Raw genomic sequence first — 16,647 nt, 5'->3', positions numbered from 1 at the left:
TGTATGGCCTGCCATCCGGGGTAACTGTTGGGGCCAGCGTTTGCCCCGTTGAGTGTCAGATCGATGGCGTTGTTGATCACGTACACACCACGGGTCGATGCATCGAGAGTTGTCGCGCCATTTGACTCGATGGCTGTCGTCGTGTGGCCGATCGTGCTGTCGTTGTTCAGATCGACGTTGTAGAAGGCCTCGACATCTACAACGTTGGAAACGGCACCACCACTGACAAATTCACCGGTCCCGTCCACAATCCATTCGCTGTAGCTGCCATCGGATTTCTTCCAAAGAACCCGGAAGTCACTGCCGTCGGCCTCGGCCTGTATGGCCTGCCATCCGGGGTAACTGTTGGGGCCAGCGTTTGCCCCGTTGAGTGTCAGATCGATGGCGTTGTTGATTACGTAAACGCCACGGGTCGACGCATCGAGAGTTGTCGCGCCATTTGCCTCGATGGCTGTTACCGCGTGGCCGATCGCATTGTCGTTGTTCAGATCGACGTTGTAGAAGGCCTCGACATCTACAACGTTGGAAACGGCACCACCACTGATAAATTTGCCGGTCGCGTCCAAAGTCCATTCGCTATAGCTGCCGTCGGATTTCTTCCAAAGAACCCGGAAGTCACTGCCGTCGGCTTCGGCCTGTATGGCCTGCCATCCAGTTAAGGAAAATTTGCCTAAGGCCTGACCTTGGTAAACCACGCCCAAGTTCAAACCACCCGCATCCAACACGTAGAGACCATGCGCCGCATGTTTGAGTGTTGTACCCTGAAGGTCGATATCTTCAGTCAGTTGCATCGCTGCCTGGATATCGTTCTGAGTGTACTTCTGGTTTCCGTTAAGGAATTGAATTCCCTCAACATCGCTTTCGACGGTAAAGGAAACACGCGATACGACGTCGAGAAACACATACGAGGTGCCGTTGTCGAAGAAAAGGTAGTTGCTGACAGCGCTGACAAACCTGACGGTGTCTGATCCGCTACCTCCGGAGAACGAACCGCCATTCACAGTAACGATGGCAAGATCACTTCCTTGGCCACCAAGCACTCGGTCAGCGCCAGAGCTGACGGCGAGGTAGAATACGTCGTTGCCTAGACCACCGTAGAGCGTATTGTCGTTAGTCCCATTTGACTGCGACACAATAACGTCGTTTCCGTTGTTCCCCCATAGAATATTCTGAGCGGCGTTGCCGATAATGGTGTCATTACCTGATCCACCGGATGCGTTCTCGATGACAACGCCGTGCGCAATTGTAAAACCACCCTTTACTCCGCTAACGTACGAGACAAGCCCACCGCCTTTGTCGCTGTAGTCCAGAGTGGCGGGCCTTAAGTCGATATTGGCCCCCGTTCCGCCAACATGCTGAAGGGTGTCGTTGCCACCTGCGTCCCAAATCGCCTGATAACCAGTACCTGCGACGTTTGCGGACGGCAGAACATAGGTATTGTTACCCGTATTATATGTCGTATTTGCACCGTACATTGCCTGCAGTGCGGCAATATCCAATGCTCCGAACCCCGTTGATCCGCCATATGTAGCATCAACTCTCAGAGACCCGTTTTGAGACGTCCAGCCATCATTGTAGGACATCACGGTGAACACACCCTGATTGAGGTTCCCGGTTCCAAATGAATCGAACGCCGAGGTTACTCCGTTTAGTATCGTTGTACCCAGGCCGGTGTCGTGGGGGTGTCCCAACCCCAGTGCGTGGCCTAATTCATGGATCAGGGTAGTAAAGAAAAAACCGCCCGGATCCCCGTTGCCACCAAGGCCAGAATTGGCCTTCCAATACGCGGTGTTATAAGCTCCAAAAAAGGGGCCAGAGTTATAGATGCTTGTTGGCACAAAATGGTAGCCAAGGGTATTGGCGTTGCCGAAAAAACTCCCTGGCGCGATGACTTCAACTAAGTCTGCGCTGGCGCGGCCGGTTTCCACGAACCTTATGTTGGCAACCTTCTCAATTTCCGCCAGAGCTACGCGAAACTCGGCTTTGTAAGCTGCTGTCCAAGCCTGCGAACCGGACTGCGTGGAAAAGGAATAATTGATGTAAGTGACCGTAGACGGATTCCCGTCACCATGTGCCACTCCGCCTTGAATCGAGCTGACAGGAGAACTGGAAGGGGGTTTTGGAATTGTCGTTAAGGATGTCATGTCACAGCCTTGAATTTCGCTGACTCTGTTCGCGCTCTAGTTGCTCGACCAAGTTGTTCTTAATGTGGCAAGCTCCCGAGAATGCAAAAAATGTTCAAGAGCCTGCGGTGAATATAGAGTAGTCCGCCTGTTTTAGAAAACCCGTTTAACAGGACGGTCGTCGCTACTGAATAGTTTATGTTCAGTTCCGATGGATTTTTTGCGGCTTCTTCGGGGCGTTACGTTAAGGCGTTATGAACCGAAACCGAATAGGAGATGTTGGAATTGACCTGAGCCGCTGGATCACCTCCAGTTATGTTTTAAGTCTGCCCAACTTTACGACGGACCAATGAAGACGAGATTCACCGATGAGCAGATCATTCAGATGATCAAGCAACAAGAGGCTCGCGAGAAGACAGTTGACGTGTGCAGACGCTATGAGATCGGCCCAAGCAGTATCTACAAATTCAAGAGTAAGTATGGGGGGATGGCACCATCGGATGCGAAGGAGCTCAGTGCGCTGGAAGCCGAGATCAAGCCGCCCATCGACAGCCTCGGATGTAGTTAAGGTGACGTTCTCGCAGAAACGATCAATAGGTTATCCAAGGCAAGAGCTGTTCAAAGACGTTTTCCATAGCGCTGCAAACATCGGCGCAACGAAGATCTATCAGGTGCTGAATCGATCGGTGCAAATTTTTTAGACAGTCGTCTGGCAGCAGCTATTTGTACCACCGGAACGCGACAATCATGGCCTCTTCTTCGCCGCTGAGAACGGTTCTATTGGGCCGGTCTTCAGATCTTATACAGTTTGGCGTTTACACCACTTGGCGATCGATTTTGGATCGATCTCAAGTTCCCGGCGCCGCTCCGTGATCGAAGCATGCGCCTCTCGGGGTATTGTTTCGCCATACCCTGCAAGCCAATGGGCTGTAGTATTTCTACCGTGACGGCAGGCATGGTCCTGACGCTACCAAGACGAGTTTATCCCACTAGGTTTCCTTCAATTCCAACGAAAGGATCACACCATCAAATAGTGGGGTCAAACAGCTGGTCTTCACCATCTTTAGGGTGTTTTTCGCGCCGTTAGTGCGTGGGCTGCAGGGAAGGATACAACTTGAATTCCAAGCTGAGTAAATCCGGCGCGTGCAAGATATGTCCAAGCATCTGCTCCGAACTCAGTGTGAACAACATAGTCATCGTTGCCCATGGACGGGTCACCGTGGAAGCTCTTCGGCATGCCTGCTCGGGATCGGGTTGCACGGCCAACCACGATTGGAACAGTGTAGCACAACCACCCGCCGGGTCGCAGTACGCGCATGCATTGATTTAGGCCAACGAGAGGATTAGGAACATGTTCAAGGGTGTCAGAATGAAGTACTACGTCAAAGCTGTTTTCCGCATAAGGAAGGTTTTGCATGTCAATTTCCGGGTAATCCCCTCGAACATAACCGGAGAGTCCGGACAGAACTTCAGAAATAACCTCGGCACCATTCAGATCTAGAATAGTGATATTTGGTTTTGCCTCGACAATTTCCCGAATTGTTCTTTGGTCGCCAATTGCAGTTCGAAACGCGTTGCCAAGAGCGATATGCCTTAAGCTCGCGTTGCAGTTGATGCATCGTTCGCCCTGCTGTCTGTCAATGTAGTCGGCTTCATGGGGCTCCAATTCCCATTCAGCGATCAAATCCGGCCAAAGAACACGATTGCTAACAAATTTTTGGCCACCGCAAATCGAGCAAGTCAATGTCATCTCTTCATTTCCATTCTACGGGAATAGTGCAAAGTTGTTCTTCGATCTTTCGCGCCGAAGTCTACCAGACGTTTATGCGTATTTGGTAACTACAAATACTTCACGGAACTTTCCGATGACACCCATTCTGGTATCGTTCAGCGTAACCATGTTGACTCCAAAGTTCGGAACCCAATCCTGAATTAGGTCGGCAAAGTCTGAACCATAGTGGAACGTCACCAACGCACCGGACTGATCAATTGGATTGCCATGGTACTCTGGCTCGGCAAGAAATTCGATCCCGTCATCCTTGTAGCGGGCGCGCCGTTCAGTCTTAACTTTACCCTCGTAAATCGGAGTAGTGAATATCAATTTCCCACCTGGTTTGAGCGTACGGTCCATTTCTTTGAAGCAGCTTTCCGGATTGTTGACGTGTTCTAACACATCCAAATGACAATGCAGGTCAACGCTGCTATCCGCAAAAGTCAGATTTTCGAGATTTTCACAGCGGAACCCATTGAGTACTTTGCCCAAAGGTACATCCGTAAAATAATGTGTACCAATGTAGTGCGGCGCTTGCCGCATCATTATACCGGAAATTGAACGATCAACCGGTGAGCTTTCGTGAAGAATCAGCTCCCTCCAGTTTGGCGCAAAGGTATCCAGAGCCCATGCAAACGCGCGCTCTCTGGGGATCGACTTGCAGTGGTCGCACAGCAGGAAATCCCTAAACCAATCTATGTCGCTGCGAAACACCGTTTCTTGGCGACAGACTGGACACCAACCTTCAAACTCAAATTTCATAGTCTATCTCTTGTGCCATTCTTGTAGGCTTTGATGGTCTGTTGGCGTTTGAAGTCAAAAGCAAGTTAGAGACGGCTCATCGCAGTGACCTTGCCGCTCCATGAGTTCAAAGGCAAAATGAGCTCAAAGGCAAACTGTTTTTCCAGCAGCCACACTTTTGGCGTAAGCAGCGTGGGGCACATGTACACCAAATGACCCTGAACCTTGTGAAGGATCTCAATGGCCTGCTTCAACCCGTGAACTTCCTTTCTAGCGGGTTCATATTCTTTGCCTGCTCGGTTACGACGCCACCACACTAACCAGTGTCAATCTCGACCAACTTGACCTGCCCATTCAGCGAATGCTGTGCGCATGCAATATTAACGAAATTCGCAAGATTGCCGCCCAAATGTTCTCTGACTACCCGGTGCCGTCCAATACCATCCGTACACCACGCTCGCGTGCTTTCGGTGAATACTTGCCCAGTGTCATTTTAGTGATCCTCGTTTCTGCTCAAGAGTTGGCACCTACGGTAAACCCAGCACGGTTCAAAATATTCGTGGTACTCTCCTGAGTTCAGTCTACAAAGCCTGAATAGAGAATCGCACCACTCACGGTAAGTGGCTGCGAACTAAGATTGCGCTGTTGCATACCGCCCATTCAGCGGATTATTAGCGACATTCAGGACGAAGATTTGTTAAGAAAGAACTTCAATGACTAAGGACGGCAAGGATCAACCTGCGAAGCTTCCAGCTGATGGAGAGCGGTATCTTCCTGAATTCCAAGGGACGATTGAGCTAGAACATCTTCATCGATATCAACTTGCACGTAGTCTGGCCGATGGATTGGACGTCTTGGACATTGCCTGCGGCGAAGGCTACGGCACAGATATTATTGCCGCAAGTGCTAAGTCGGTTATCGGAGTGGACGTGAGTGCGTCGGCTGTCGAACATGCAAAGTTCCATTACCGCGATCCTCGTTTGTGCTTTCGCGCCGGAAGCGCCACGGATATTCCCATTCCAGATCAGTCTGTAGATTTGGTCGTTTCTTTCGAAACGATAGAACACCTTGAAGAGCACGACCGCATGATCCAAGAGGTGCGTCGTGTACTTCGACCTGGCGGTCTATTGCTCATCTCAAGTCCCAATAAGTATGAGTATTCAGACAAGCCTGGTTATAGTAACCCCTTTCACGTAAAGGAGTTGTATACAGACGAATTTTTGGAACTTATTGGCCGCTATTTCCCAAATACATGCCACTATGGTCAGCGACTTAGCGCGGCGTCGCTCATCGCGAATAAACAGACTTTGCCATTTCGTGTTTTTTCTGGCAGCGGTGTCCGGGATGGTATCCCGAATGCGCGCTATGACCTTGTTCTCGCCTCTGACAGCGAATTACCAGAATTGCCAAACTCGGCTTACGAAATTCCTGGTGGTTCGCTCGAGCCCTATGCTGCTGAAGAAGCGCTAAAACACACGGCTGAACTGCAACGTGCTCAGATTGAGCTCAAAGAGACTCTCTCAGAGCGCGACGAGATTATTTCAGAGCGCGACGAGATTATTTCTCATTTGATCGGATATCTTCAGAATATGACGATTTCCGCCAACGAAGTGGTGCAAAGTAAATGGTGGCGCGGCACTCGCCTGAGGCGCCGATTGTCAAACAGCCTACGTAAACGCCGAGGGCGTCCCAAGAAAATTTGGCCCAAAAAATTCGAAACACCGGAGCTCGTCGACCGTATCGTCGCCGGTGCTACCGGTGTGGAATTGGGCCTAACAGACCGGCGCGCTGCAGCAGCCGAGGGAGTTGTTTCACCATTTGGTCGCTACGGAACAGGACCGGATGTACCCGTAGTTCAATATTCTGAGGTTCAAGAACGCTTTGTTGACTATGTCTCACATGACAAGCTGGAAACCGACGTTAAGGCAATAGCCTTCTATCTTCCGCAATTTCACCCCTTTCCTGAGAATGACAAGTGGTGGGGCAAAGGCTTCACAGAATGGACTAATGTAGGTAAAGCACGTCCTCTTTTTTCAGGGCATTATCAGCCACATTGCCCAATCCATTTGGGATACTACGATCTTCGCCTTCCTTCAGTTATGGAAGAGCAGGCGAAATTGGCTCGCAATTACGGCGTATCTGGATTCGCTTATTATTTCTATTGGTTTGCCGGTAAGCTGCTTATGGAAAAACCGCTGGAAGCCATGCGCGATAACCCCGACGTGGACATGCCGTATTGCATGATTTGGGCCAACGAAAACTGGACCCGCCGATGGGACGGTTTAGACCAAGAAATCCTGATTTCCCAGGATCATTCTCTGGAAGATTCACGTGCTATGCTCCTGTATCTTGAAACTTACATGAAAGATTCAAGGTACATCCGCATCAACGGGAAGCCTCTGTTCATCGTTTATCGGGCCCACCTGATTCCTGACTTTAAGGAAACCGTTCAGATGTGGCGGGAGCAAGCAAAAGAGATGGGTTTAAGTGGCTTATATATTGTATCGGCGCAGACAGACGATGGTGTAACTGCGGAAGAACTTGGGCTAGACGCGGTTATGCAGTTCCCACCCCATGCAGTAAATGCCAAAGATGTCACCCGGCTTGTTGATAACCTAACGAGTGGATTTGAAGGTGGCATCTACGATTACGATGATATCGTTTCTAAGGAGGTTCGAAAGAAACCCTCTGCTAAAAAGACTTTCCGAACTGCAATGTTATCTTGGGACAACACTGCCCGGCGTGGTTTGAAAGCATCTGTGTTTACTGACTTTAGTTTGACTCGATACAGTCAGTGGCTATCGGCGAACATTGAAAACACGGCCAAAAACCCTGTCCTCACGGATGATGAACGTATCGTTTTCATCAACGCATGGAATGAATGGGCCGAAGGAACTCACCTGGAGCCTGATCAACACTACGGGTACGGATACTTAGACGCCACGCGTAAGGTACTGGCCGACTACGATTCTTCCGCGGCGCGTTTCCTGCGCCCTGAGATTCCTAAGACTACGGATGCAAAGTATGCTATCGTCGCGCATGTACACTACGCGGATACATGGCCGGAACTAAAGGAACTCATTGATGAGCTTCCTCAAGGTATGGTCGACGTTTATGTAACGGTTACAAGCTTGGAAACGGCGTTGACTGTAAGTAAAAGCATGCCGGAGGCACATGTTGAACTTGTAGACAACCGTGGCCGAGATGTTCGCCCGTTCCTGTTGACGATAAAGCGCATCGCGCATTTGAACTACAGAGCGTTGTGCAAGGTTCATGGAAAGAAATCAGTATACCGTGTCGATGGGGATAAAATCCGCAAGAGCACGTTGAGCGCGCTAATCAATAAATCGGCTTTCACAAAGTTTGAAACAGACCCAAGCTTGGGAATGCTTGCGTCGCCAGAATCAATCCATAAGCACGACTCAACCAATATGCATCACAACCTTGAAAACGTTAAAAATATTTCTCGTCAGATAGGTATTGAATACAAAAAGGGAAAATTTGTTGCTGGAACCATGTTTTGGATCACTCCTGCAGCGATCGAACCTCTTTTGAAGCTAGATACTGACGATTTTGACGTCGAGCGTGGTTTGGCTGATGGGACACGTGCCCACGCTATAGAGCGAATATTCGTCAACCTTGTTGAGAATTTGGGATTTCGTTTGGAACCCTTTGAAGGTCGGTAATTTAGTTTCCCAGCATGTGGAGGTGCAGACCGGTGCGTGGCATTGGTCTCTTGCTTCTTAAGAGCAGAGCGGATTGTCTCTTTGCACGGCTCCAGTTTTCTGACAGCTGATTTTGAGCCTACCCAATTTAACTGGCCCACTGCTATGAACTGTATCGGGTTTAACGGAGGCGCCAACTCTTGAATTGGACGGAGCATCGTAGATCTTTCGCGTTTTCGTGCCGCTCACTTGCTCATTTGGGTCGCTTTCCTCTCGAAAGCGATCGGGCTTCCAGCCTAATGCTGGGCGCCGCCGACTTGGAATGTAGAAGCCATTGATGTGCTTGAAGATGGCCATTTCAGTGCTTTGGCGCATTGGCCATGAAGTACGCTTGATAAGGTCTGGTTTGATCGTTTTGAAGAACATGTTTGTCCAGTGATCGAAGCTCGCGCTTCTCGCGACACTGCGCCGGCTAGTAGATCGCTGTATTGCTTTTCCGACGACTTGCTTGGACGCGATGCTACCATGACGAACTTGCCCAAAAGGCTTCCTTCCATTCCAGCGAAAGGACCACAGTCGAAATTTGGGATCGGCCAACTAGGCTGACGTGTACGTTCACTAAGTTTGACCTCGCAACTATTGCGTTCTTATACTAATGAAACCCCCAATGGTATGGGACAAGTGCATTGCAAGAAAAGCCAAAAACTCTCTTCTTTCACATAGGACATGGAAAGACCGGCACCACCGCTACGCAAAACATGTTATCTATAGTTTCTCCGGAATTGAAAGAGCAAGGCATTTGTTATCATGTGCCGCCTGAAATGAAGGCCCTAGCTAAATCTGGAAAAATCCAGAGCGGTAACTTAATGGTTCGTTTGGATTTGGATATTGAAGATGCAGATCGGGAAGTCACCAAACGTATCACAGACGTTACTCGAGAAAATCCTGATTGCGATGCTTTCATATTTTCCAGCGAGTATCTTTTCGACAGATTTCCGAATACTCTTCCGAAAATTCACCAAGAGTTTGCGTCAAAATACAATATTGTTGTAATTGTTGTGGTTCGTGAGCCAACAGAAATGCTCACGTCACTCTACTCTCAATTAGTAAAACGTCATGGTTTTTACGGCGAGGTGGAACAGGCCGCCGAATTGGTTTTTCATCTTACTGGCGCGGCCAATGTTTTAACAACCTGTAAATCTCTTGGGGTGCAAGCTAACGTGCTCAATTATTCTGTTGAAAAGAAAAATATCTCAGCGAGATTAATGTCTATTTTTGGCGTACCTGATTTGCTACAGGCTGAAGCCGAGAAGGTTTTGGTGTCTCCCAGCAATCGATCATTAACGTATTGGGAGACGGAGATTATTAAGTCAATAAATCGCGTATTTGGGGCTAAGCACGGCTTAAAAACCTCCGATGCCCTCGTGGAGGGCTTGCCAGATATTTCAAGCGAAGTGATTGAGGTCTCCTCAAGTGCTGTTGAAAAAGTTATTAGACAAAATGCTGAAGCCGCCAAAGTGGTAAACGAGTATCTCGATGCGAACAAGAAAATAAGACTTTTAAATAAGGTAGGCCAGAGTCCCGCAAAACACGCGGACCTAACTGAAAAACAATTCGACACAGTCTTTGAGGCTCTGCATCAGAGTATTGGCGATGAGGAACAGTTGCAGCGCGATAATGAGCAGTTGCAGCGCAATAATGAGCAGTTGCAGCGCGATAATGAGCAGTTGCAGCGTGACAATGAGCAGTTGCAGCGTGACAATGAGCAGTTGCAGTACGAAAAAAGACACGCACAAAAGTACCCGTGGAAGTATATCAGAAATGCGTGGCAGGTTCGTTTTGGGAAAGGCAGCTAGGTGTTCAGTCTTGGTGAACCAGCCCCCTGAAATCAGGCAATTGAGGTGTTCGTAATTCTTCCAATCAAAGGATGGGCTATGAACTGCAGAATTTCAGACGAACAGATCATCAGAATGATCAGAGAAAATGAAGAGAGTGTTAAGGCGCAAGAACCGTGCCGCCACTAAGGCCGCTGAGAGCAATTTATCTTGGGCTGGCCTTAGATAGCGCCAGCGGCAGAATCTACAAAGGCGCCCTTGGGCGCCTTGTTTTATTGGTCGGAGTGAGAGGATTCGAACCTCCGACCCCTGCCTCCCGAAGACAGTGCTCTACCAGGCTGAGCTACACTCCGACCGTGGCGGGTGATCTATACCCGGCGTTTGGGATGCGCAAGAGGTTTCTGAGACGTGGGTGCTGGAAATCGCGCGTGAAAAATACTCGGGCTCGAATGTTCGGAATCAGCGAAGCGGATCCGTTTTGTAAAGGCGGATTTTTGTTCCGCCATGGTCGACGACCGGGCCGGGCGCTAATAACGGCAGGCGCGTTGACCTTGCCAGGGACGGGGCGCTTGTCACTATTCCAACCCGCCACCCCTGAAATCGGCTCATCAGGGCTTTGCCCATTGCACCATAGACCGAGCGCAGCCTTTTTTCGTCCCCGATCCGCGCACCATAAGGCGGGTTCACAATTACCAGCCCCTTTGGGCCTTCCGGGGGTTTCATGTCACTGACCGACTTTAACTGAAACTGTGTCGCTTGGCTCACTTGCGCTCGCTTGGCGTTCGCAATGGCGGCTTCAATCGCACCTGCATTTCTGTCTGAGCCGTAGAAGGTTAGCCCAGTTTCCTTGCTGGTGGTTCCATCTCGCATTGATTGCCAATGGCTGCGATCAAAACTGGCAAGATCTTCAAAAGCAAAGCTGCGCAACCGGCCGGGCAGCAAGCCCAGGGCGATTTCGGCGGCCTCGATCACAAATGTGCCTGACCCGCACATTGGATCAAGGACAGGTTCGTTACCGGTGTAGCCGCAGTCGTGCAGAAACATGGCGGCCATCGTTTCCCGCATCGGCGCTTTGGCTATCGCTTCCTTATGTCCGCGCTTGTGCAAAAGCTCGCCTGAGCTGTCGATCGACAATGTGCACATGTCTTTTTCGATTCGCAGAAGGACCCTTAGGCTGGCTTCAGATGAGATCGGAGCCCCCAATGTCTCGGATATCGCGCGTTCGATCCTTTGTCGGGCGGCTCCGGCATGGTAAATCCGGGATTTGCGGCTTGTTGCCTCGACCTTGATAGGAACGTCCGGGCGCAGGAACTCTTTCCACGGAAATTTGCGGGCCCGTTTGTCCAGCTGAGCCAGATGCACCGCCGGAAAGCTACCCAATCGCACAAGAACCTTGTTCGCACCCCTCAAGGTCAGGTTGGCTCGCCAGGCTTCGGACCAAGATCCTCGGCACGTTACGCCACCTCGAACCTCTTTCGCCTGGGCGAATCCGTTCGACTGCGCCTCGGCGCATAAAGGCGCTTCGAGGCCCGGCGTCGCAATTAGAAAGATGTCGAGGTCTGCGTTTTGTTCCATTCTGGTTGCTTACACCGGAACCTTCGCGGGTGCGACACGCTTTTTTTGGCGCTAGAAATGTGTCACTTTGCCGAATAAATAGCGGGAAAGTGCGGTTTCAAGATAACTTTTGGCGGTAACAGGTTTGCGTTTAGAAGCGTCCCCGCGTAAAGGGTCCGTGATCGGAATTATGCCTGCGGAATTTGGACCCATTTTGTCGCTTTCGCGACAAGTGGTATGAATTTCCGCGTTATTGCATGGCCCCAACTGGCGTCAGCAATGCAGGCGCAGCAATGAAGGCTTGGAAGAACGTAGCGACATGCAAACTTTCAAACTTAAAAAAGGGTTGGATCTGCCGGTTGAAGGCGCTCCTGACCAGACCATCCATCCGGGGCCGGACTACAAGACCGTCGGCGTTTTGGGTGGAGATTATATCGGCCTGAAGCCCAAGATGTTGGTGCAAGAGGGTGAGGAGGTTCAACGGGGTGCACCGTTGTTCTGTCACAAGGACGCACCAGAGGCGATGATGGTTGCGCCGGTAAGCGGTAAAGTGGTTGCCATCAACCGGGGTGCCCGCCGTGTCCTGCAAAGCGTTGTGATCGAAGTGTCGGATGCAAATGACAACGGCGTCGATTTTTCGAACGTTGGCGATGCAGACAGCGCAGAAGGTGTGACCGCCAAACTGTGTGCCGCTGGCCTGTGGACCGCGTTTCGCACGCGGCCCTATTCGAAGATGCCGCAGCCGGGCAGCGCGCCGACGGCAGTCTTTGTAACTGCCATGGACAGTGATCCGCTGGCCCCAGATGCCGCGTCGATCATCGCTGAAGCGCCCGAGGCGTTCAACTCGGGTCTGGCAGCGATCACCAAACTGACCGAAGGAAAAACCTTTCTGTGCCAGAAGGACGGCGATGCGATCCCCGGAGCAGATGTTCCCGGCGTAGAAGCGGCGGCGTTTTCTGGTCCGCACCCGTCTGGTCTGGCGGGTACCCATATCCATTTTCTCGAGCCTCTGGCTGGTGAAAAGCAGGTCTGGACCATCAGCTATCAGGATGTCATTGCAATCGGCCGCCTGATGCAAACGGGTCATTTGGATCCCAATATTGTGATTGCTTTGACCGGACCCGGGGCGCGTCAGCCGCGCCTAGTACGCACCGTTATGGGTGCATCCACGGATGACCTGACCCGTGATGAGGTGAACGTGGACGGCACGCCGCGTATCATCTCGGGCTCAATCCTGTCTGGTCAGCAAGCTGATGGACCGACAGCCTATCTGGGTCGTTTTGCGCGCCAGATCAGTATCATACGTGAAGATCACGATCAAATTCCGATGGGCTGGATTCGTCCAATGCCGTCGAAGTTTTCCGTTCAACCCGTTCTAGGTTCAGCGTTTGCCAAGAAGCTGTACGCTTTTACATCCAACCTGAATGGCGGGCGTCGCGCGATGGTGCCAACCGGTGTCTTCGAGGAACTGATGCCGCAGGATTACCTGCCGACTCAGCTGCTGCGCGCTTTGTTGGTTATGGATACCGACACGGCCCAAGCCTTGGGGGCGTTGGAGCTGGATGAAGAGGACCTGGGCCTTGTGGGCTTTGCCTGTCCAGCGAAATATGAATACGGGCTGGCGCTACGCGACTGCCTGAGCAAGATTGAAAAGGAGGGCTGATCCAAATGGGTTTGCGCAGCTTCTTCGATCGGATCGAGCCGAACTTTACCAAGGGCGGCAAGTACGAAAAGTATTTCCCCATCTACGAGATGGTCGAAAGCTTTATCTACACTCCGAAAACTGTGACCACCGTTGCCCCTCATGCGCGGTCTTACGTGGATATGAAGCGGATCATGACCTATGTCGTGATCGCGACGATCCCGTGTATCCTGTGGGGAATGTACAATACCGGCTATCAGGCCAATTCGGCTATTGCCACGCTTGGGCCTGATTCCGCAACTGGATGGCGGATCGCCATTCTGCAGATGTTTGGCATTTCGCTGAACCCGGAAAGCATTTTTGCCAATGTTATGCACGGGCTGATGTATTTCCTACCGATCTATATCGTCACGCTGGTCGCCGGTGGTATTTTCGAGGTCATCTTCGCAACCGTGCGCGGGCACGAGGTGAACGAGGGTTTCCTTGTCACATCAATGCTCTATACGCTGATCATGCCCGCAACCACGCCCCTGTGGCAAGTTGCTTTGGGGATTATCTTCGGTGTCGTGATCGGTAAAGAAGTGTTTGGTGGGACAGGCAAGAACTTCCTCAACCCGGCGCTGGTTGGCCGGGCTTTCTTGTACTTCGCTTATCCTGCGCAGATGTCGGGCGATGCGGTTTGGACCCCGGTTGATGGGTTCTCGGGTGCAACTGCACTGGCGGTTTCGGCGGCTGACGGCGTTCAGGCGCTGGCGGCTGAAGGCATCACCTGGTCAAGCGCGTTCTTCGGACAGATCCAGGGCAGCTTTGGTGAGACATCGACCTTGGCGTGTATGATCGGTCTGGCCTTCCTGCTGACGACGAAGATTGCCAATTACCGGCTGATTGTGGGCTGTCTGGCCGGAACTATCGGCTTTACCCTGCTGCTGAACCTCATCGGCTCGGACACGAACCCGATGTTCGCGATGCCATGGTACTGGCACATCGTTCTGGGCGGTTATGCCTTTGGTCTGGCCTTTATGGTAACGGAACCTGTTTCGGCCAGCCACACCAACGTGGGTCGCTATATCTACGGCGCTCTGATCGGTGTCATGGTTGTGATGATCCGCGTGATCAATCCGGCTTTCCCCGAAGGTATGATGCTGGCAATCCTGTTCGGGAACGTCTTTGCACCGTTGATCGATTACTTCGTCGTTCAGGCCAACATTAAACGGAGGGCGCGTCGCTATGTCTGATACGCAATCCCCAGATCAAAACGAGGCACCTAAAGGCGCGATTGCCAAGTTTCTGGCGGCCTCGCCGGACTCGGTTGGCAAAACGATCTTCATCGCCGTCGCCGTTTGTCTTGTCGCCTCGATGGTCGTTTCCGCCGCTGCGGTCAGCTTGCGCCCGGTACAGGAAACCAACCGACTGAAGGATAAACAGGTCAACGTTCTGCAAGTTGCGGGCGTTTTTGAACCCGGCATCGACGTGACCGAAGCCTTCGCTGCGTTTGAGCCGCATGTGCTGGAACTGTCCACCGGCGACTTCGTTGATGACCAGTTCGATCCGGCCACCTTCGACGACATCGCTGCTGCCAGCGACCCCGAGTTGAGCGTTGCGCTGGATGATGATCCCGCAGGCATTGGCCGAAAGTCGAAATACCGTGTGATCTATCTGCTGCGCGACGACGCAGGCGATCTGGACAAGGTGATCCTGCCGCTGCACGGCTATGGTCTATGGTCCACGCTTTATGGCTTTATTGCGCTGGAGAATAACGGCAACGATATCTACGGCCTGCAATTCTATCAGCACGGCGAAACCCCCGGCCTTGGGGCCGAGGTGGATAACCCGCGCTGGAAAGCGTTGTGGAATGGCAAGAAGTTGCGCGATGACAATGGTGATCTGCAAATCACTGTGTCCAAATCGCAACCTGCGGCCGGACCTGATTTCTATATCGATGCTCTGGCAGGGGCGACCCTGACCTCGGTAGGTGTCGATAACCTGGTGAAATTCTGGATGGGCGACGCGGGCTACGCTCCGTTCCTGGCCAAACTGCAAGCAGGAGAGTTCTAATGTCTCAGACCAAGAAAGAGATGCTGGTCGACCCGCTTGTCGACAATAACCCGATCACTTTGCAGGTGCTGGGCATCTGTTCAGCGCTGGCGGTGACCTCGTCACTGCAGGTGTCGATGGTGATGGCGCTGGCGGTGATCTTCGTGACCTCGTTCTCGTCCTTCTTCATCTCGTGCCTGCGCAACCAGATCCCCGGTTCGATCCGGATCATCGTACAGATGGTGATCATCGCCTCGCTGGTGATCCTCGTGGATCAGATCCTGAAAGCCTATGCGTTCGAGATCTCGAAAACCCTGTCGGTTTTCGTCGGCCTGATCATTACCAACTGCATCGTGATGGGCCGCGCCGAGGCGTTTGCGATGAAGAACCCGCCGGTTGCGTCCTTTATCGACGGCATGGGCAATGGCATGGGCTATGGTCTGATCCTGCTGCTGGTCGGCTTCATTCGTGAGTTGTTCGGCGCCGGGTCGCTGTTCGGCGTCACCATTCTGGAGACCGTCAACAACGGTGGCTGGTATGTGCCCAACGGCATGCTGCTGCTGCCACCGTCAGCGTTCTTCATCATCGGTCTGATCATCTGGGCCTTCCGCACATGGAAGCCGAACCAGGTGGAAGAGCGTGAATACAAAATTCAGCAGGTAGAGGCCCACTGATGGAAGGTCTGATCTCACTGGCCGTAAAGGCCATCTTTGTCGAAAACCTTGCGCTCAGCTTCTTCCTGGGGATGTGTACCTTCATCGCCGTGTCCAAGAAGATTTCAACCGCGCTGGGTTTGGGTATTTCGGTCATGGTCGTGCAGGCCATCACCGTGCCCGCGAACAATCTGTTGCTGAACTACTTGCTGAAACCGGGCGCACTTGCCTGGGCTGGCTTCCCGGATGTGGACCTGACTTTCCTTGGCCTGATCTCGTATATCGGCGTAATCGCGGCGATGGTTCAGATCCTCGAGATGGTTTTGGACAAGTACTTCCCGCCGCTTTACAACGCGCTGGGGATTTTCCTGCCGCTGATCACAGTGAACTGCGCCATTCTGGGTGGCTCGCTGTTCATGGTGGAACGTGATTATAACTTTGCCGAGGCCGCAACCTATGGTCTGTCTTCCGGCTTTGGCTGGGCGTTGGCGATCACTGCGATGGCGGGTGTTCGCGAAAAGCTGAAATATTCGGACATTCCCGACGGCCTACAGGGTCTGGGCATCACCTTCATCACCGCAGGATTGATGGCCATGGCCTTCATGTCCTTCTCGGGCGTGAAACTGTAA

Annotated in this window: 12 protein-coding genes, 1 tRNA gene and 1 pseudogene; 8 read left to right on the top strand and 6 right to left on the bottom strand. The window is 51.9% G+C overall.

Going from position 1 to position 16,647, the window contains the following annotated elements:
• Positions 1–2,144 (bottom strand): M10 family metallopeptidase C-terminal domain-containing protein (locus tag GOV90_RS11015; protein ID WP_171172848.1); only part of this gene is annotated, 2,144 nt, incomplete at its 3' end.
• A gap of 328 nt (positions 2,145–2,472) precedes the next feature.
• Here GOV90_RS11015 and GOV90_RS11010 point away from each other — a divergent pair.
• Positions 2,473–2,691 carry a transposase gene (locus GOV90_RS11010; RefSeq protein WP_171094949.1) on the top strand — a complete coding sequence of 73 codons (219 nt, stop codon included), beginning with the start codon at positions 2,473–2,475 and terminating at the stop codon, positions 2,689–2,691.
• A 495-nt stretch (positions 2,692–3,186) separates the two neighbouring features.
• On the opposite strand, the gene GOV90_RS11005 is transcribed toward GOV90_RS11010, so the two are convergent.
• A complete protein-coding gene (locus tag GOV90_RS11005; protein WP_171094947.1) occupies positions 3,187–3,873 on the bottom strand; it encodes a bifunctional 2-polyprenyl-6-hydroxyphenol methylase/3-demethylubiquinol 3-O-methyltransferase UbiG in 687 nt (228 codons plus the stop codon).
• A gap of 72 nt (positions 3,874–3,945) precedes the next feature.
• Positions 3,946–4,656, bottom strand: a complete 711-nt coding sequence (locus GOV90_RS11000) for a class I SAM-dependent methyltransferase (RefSeq protein WP_171094945.1) — start codon at positions 4,654–4,656, stop codon at positions 3,946–3,948.
• A gap of 692 nt (positions 4,657–5,348) precedes the next feature.
• Here GOV90_RS11000 and GOV90_RS10995 point away from each other — a divergent pair.
• Positions 5,349–8,321 (top strand): glycoside hydrolase family 99-like domain-containing protein, encoded by a 2,973-nt coding sequence (locus GOV90_RS10995; protein ID WP_171094943.1) that lies wholly within the window; start codon positions 5,349–5,351, stop codon positions 8,319–8,321.
• A 224-nt stretch (positions 8,322–8,545) separates the two neighbouring features.
• Here GOV90_RS10995 and GOV90_RS21175 read toward each other — a convergent pair.
• Positions 8,546–8,723: pseudogene (locus tag GOV90_RS21175) on the bottom strand (IS3 family transposase); the annotation flags it as partial.
• Between the two features lie 263 nt (positions 8,724–8,986).
• Here GOV90_RS21175 and GOV90_RS10990 point away from each other — a divergent pair.
• Positions 8,987–10,156, top strand: coding sequence for a hypothetical protein (locus tag GOV90_RS10990; RefSeq protein ID WP_171094941.1), 1,170 nt, complete (start codon positions 8,987–8,989; stop codon positions 10,154–10,156).
• A gap of 255 nt (positions 10,157–10,411) precedes the next feature.
• On the opposite strand, the gene GOV90_RS10985 is transcribed toward GOV90_RS10990, so the two are convergent.
• Together GOV90_RS10985 and GOV90_RS10980 are read right to left on the bottom strand one after the other, a co-directional pair.
• Positions 10,412–10,488: transfer RNA gene (locus GOV90_RS10985), tRNA-Pro, on the bottom strand.
• A gap of 106 nt (positions 10,489–10,594) precedes the next feature.
• Entirely contained in the window at positions 10,595–11,710 is a 1,116-nt protein-coding gene (locus GOV90_RS10980) for a class I SAM-dependent RNA methyltransferase (RefSeq protein ID WP_171094940.1), read from the bottom strand.
• A 298-nt stretch (positions 11,711–12,008) separates the two neighbouring features.
• On the opposite strand from GOV90_RS10980, the gene GOV90_RS10975 reads away from it, so the two are divergent.
• The 5 genes from GOV90_RS10975 to nqrE are packed head-to-tail and all read left to right on the top strand — an operon-like array spanning position 12,009 to position 16,647.
• Positions 12,009–13,352: a Na(+)-translocating NADH-quinone reductase subunit A gene (locus tag GOV90_RS10975; protein ID WP_171094937.1), complete on the top strand. Its 1,344-nt coding sequence runs from the start codon at positions 12,009–12,011 to the stop codon at positions 13,350–13,352.
• Positions 13,353–13,357: 5 nt separating this feature from the next.
• Positions 13,358–14,566, top strand: coding sequence for an NADH:ubiquinone reductase (Na(+)-transporting) subunit B (locus GOV90_RS10970; RefSeq protein ID WP_171094935.1), 1,209 nt, complete (start codon positions 13,358–13,360; stop codon positions 14,564–14,566).
• Entirely contained in the window at positions 14,559–15,386 is an 828-nt protein-coding gene (locus GOV90_RS10965) for a Na(+)-translocating NADH-quinone reductase subunit C (protein ID WP_171094933.1), read from the top strand. The genes GOV90_RS10970 and GOV90_RS10965 overlap by 8 nt, the downstream gene beginning before the upstream one ends.
• Positions 15,386–16,039, top strand: a complete 654-nt coding sequence (locus GOV90_RS10960) for an NADH:ubiquinone reductase (Na(+)-transporting) subunit D (RefSeq protein ID WP_152460184.1) — start codon at positions 15,386–15,388, stop codon at positions 16,037–16,039. Before GOV90_RS10965 ends, GOV90_RS10960 begins: the two co-directional genes overlap by 1 nt.
• Positions 16,039–16,647, top strand: coding sequence for an NADH:ubiquinone reductase (Na(+)-transporting) subunit E (gene nqrE / locus GOV90_RS10955; RefSeq protein ID WP_050603817.1), 609 nt, complete (start codon positions 16,039–16,041; stop codon positions 16,645–16,647). Before GOV90_RS10960 ends, nqrE begins: the two co-directional genes overlap by 1 nt.

The organism is Ruegeria sp. HKCCA5929 (assembly GCF_013034525.1).
Taxonomy (GTDB): Bacteria; Pseudomonadota; Alphaproteobacteria; order Rhodobacterales; family Rhodobacteraceae; genus Ruegeria.
The sequence above is the reverse complement of the archived record's forward strand: the minus strand, read 5'-3'. Positions and strand labels throughout refer to the sequence as shown.

Excerpts from the sequence above, each read along its gene's own strand:
- GOV90_RS11010 (WP_171094949.1), top strand. The coding sequence starts at position 2,473 with ATGAAGACGAGATTCACCGATGAGCAGATCATTCAGATGATCAAGCAA.
- GOV90_RS11005 (WP_171094947.1), bottom strand. The coding sequence starts at position 3,873 with ATGACATTGACTTGCTCGATTTGCGGTGGCCAAAAATTTGTTAGCAAT.
- GOV90_RS11000 (WP_171094945.1), bottom strand. The coding sequence starts at position 4,656 with ATGAAATTTGAGTTTGAAGGTTGGTGTCCAGTCTGTCGCCAAGAAACG.
- GOV90_RS10965 (WP_171094933.1), top strand. The coding sequence starts at position 14,559 with ATGTCTGATACGCAATCCCCAGATCAAAACGAGGCACCTAAAGGCGCG.
- GOV90_RS10970 (WP_171094935.1), top strand. The coding sequence starts at position 13,358 with ATGGGTTTGCGCAGCTTCTTCGATCGGATCGAGCCGAACTTTACCAAG.
- GOV90_RS10960 (WP_152460184.1), top strand. The coding sequence starts at position 15,386 with ATGTCTCAGACCAAGAAAGAGATGCTGGTCGACCCGCTTGTCGACAAT.
- GOV90_RS10980 (WP_171094940.1), bottom strand. The coding sequence starts at position 11,710 with ATGGAACAAAACGCAGACCTCGACATCTTTCTAATTGCGACGCCGGGC.
- nqrE (WP_050603817.1), top strand. The coding sequence starts at position 16,039 with ATGGAAGGTCTGATCTCACTGGCCGTAAAGGCCATCTTTGTCGAAAAC.
- GOV90_RS10975 (WP_171094937.1), top strand. The coding sequence starts at position 12,009 with ATGCAAACTTTCAAACTTAAAAAAGGGTTGGATCTGCCGGTTGAAGGC.
- GOV90_RS10995 (WP_171094943.1), top strand. The coding sequence starts at position 5,349 with ATGACTAAGGACGGCAAGGATCAACCTGCGAAGCTTCCAGCTGATGGA.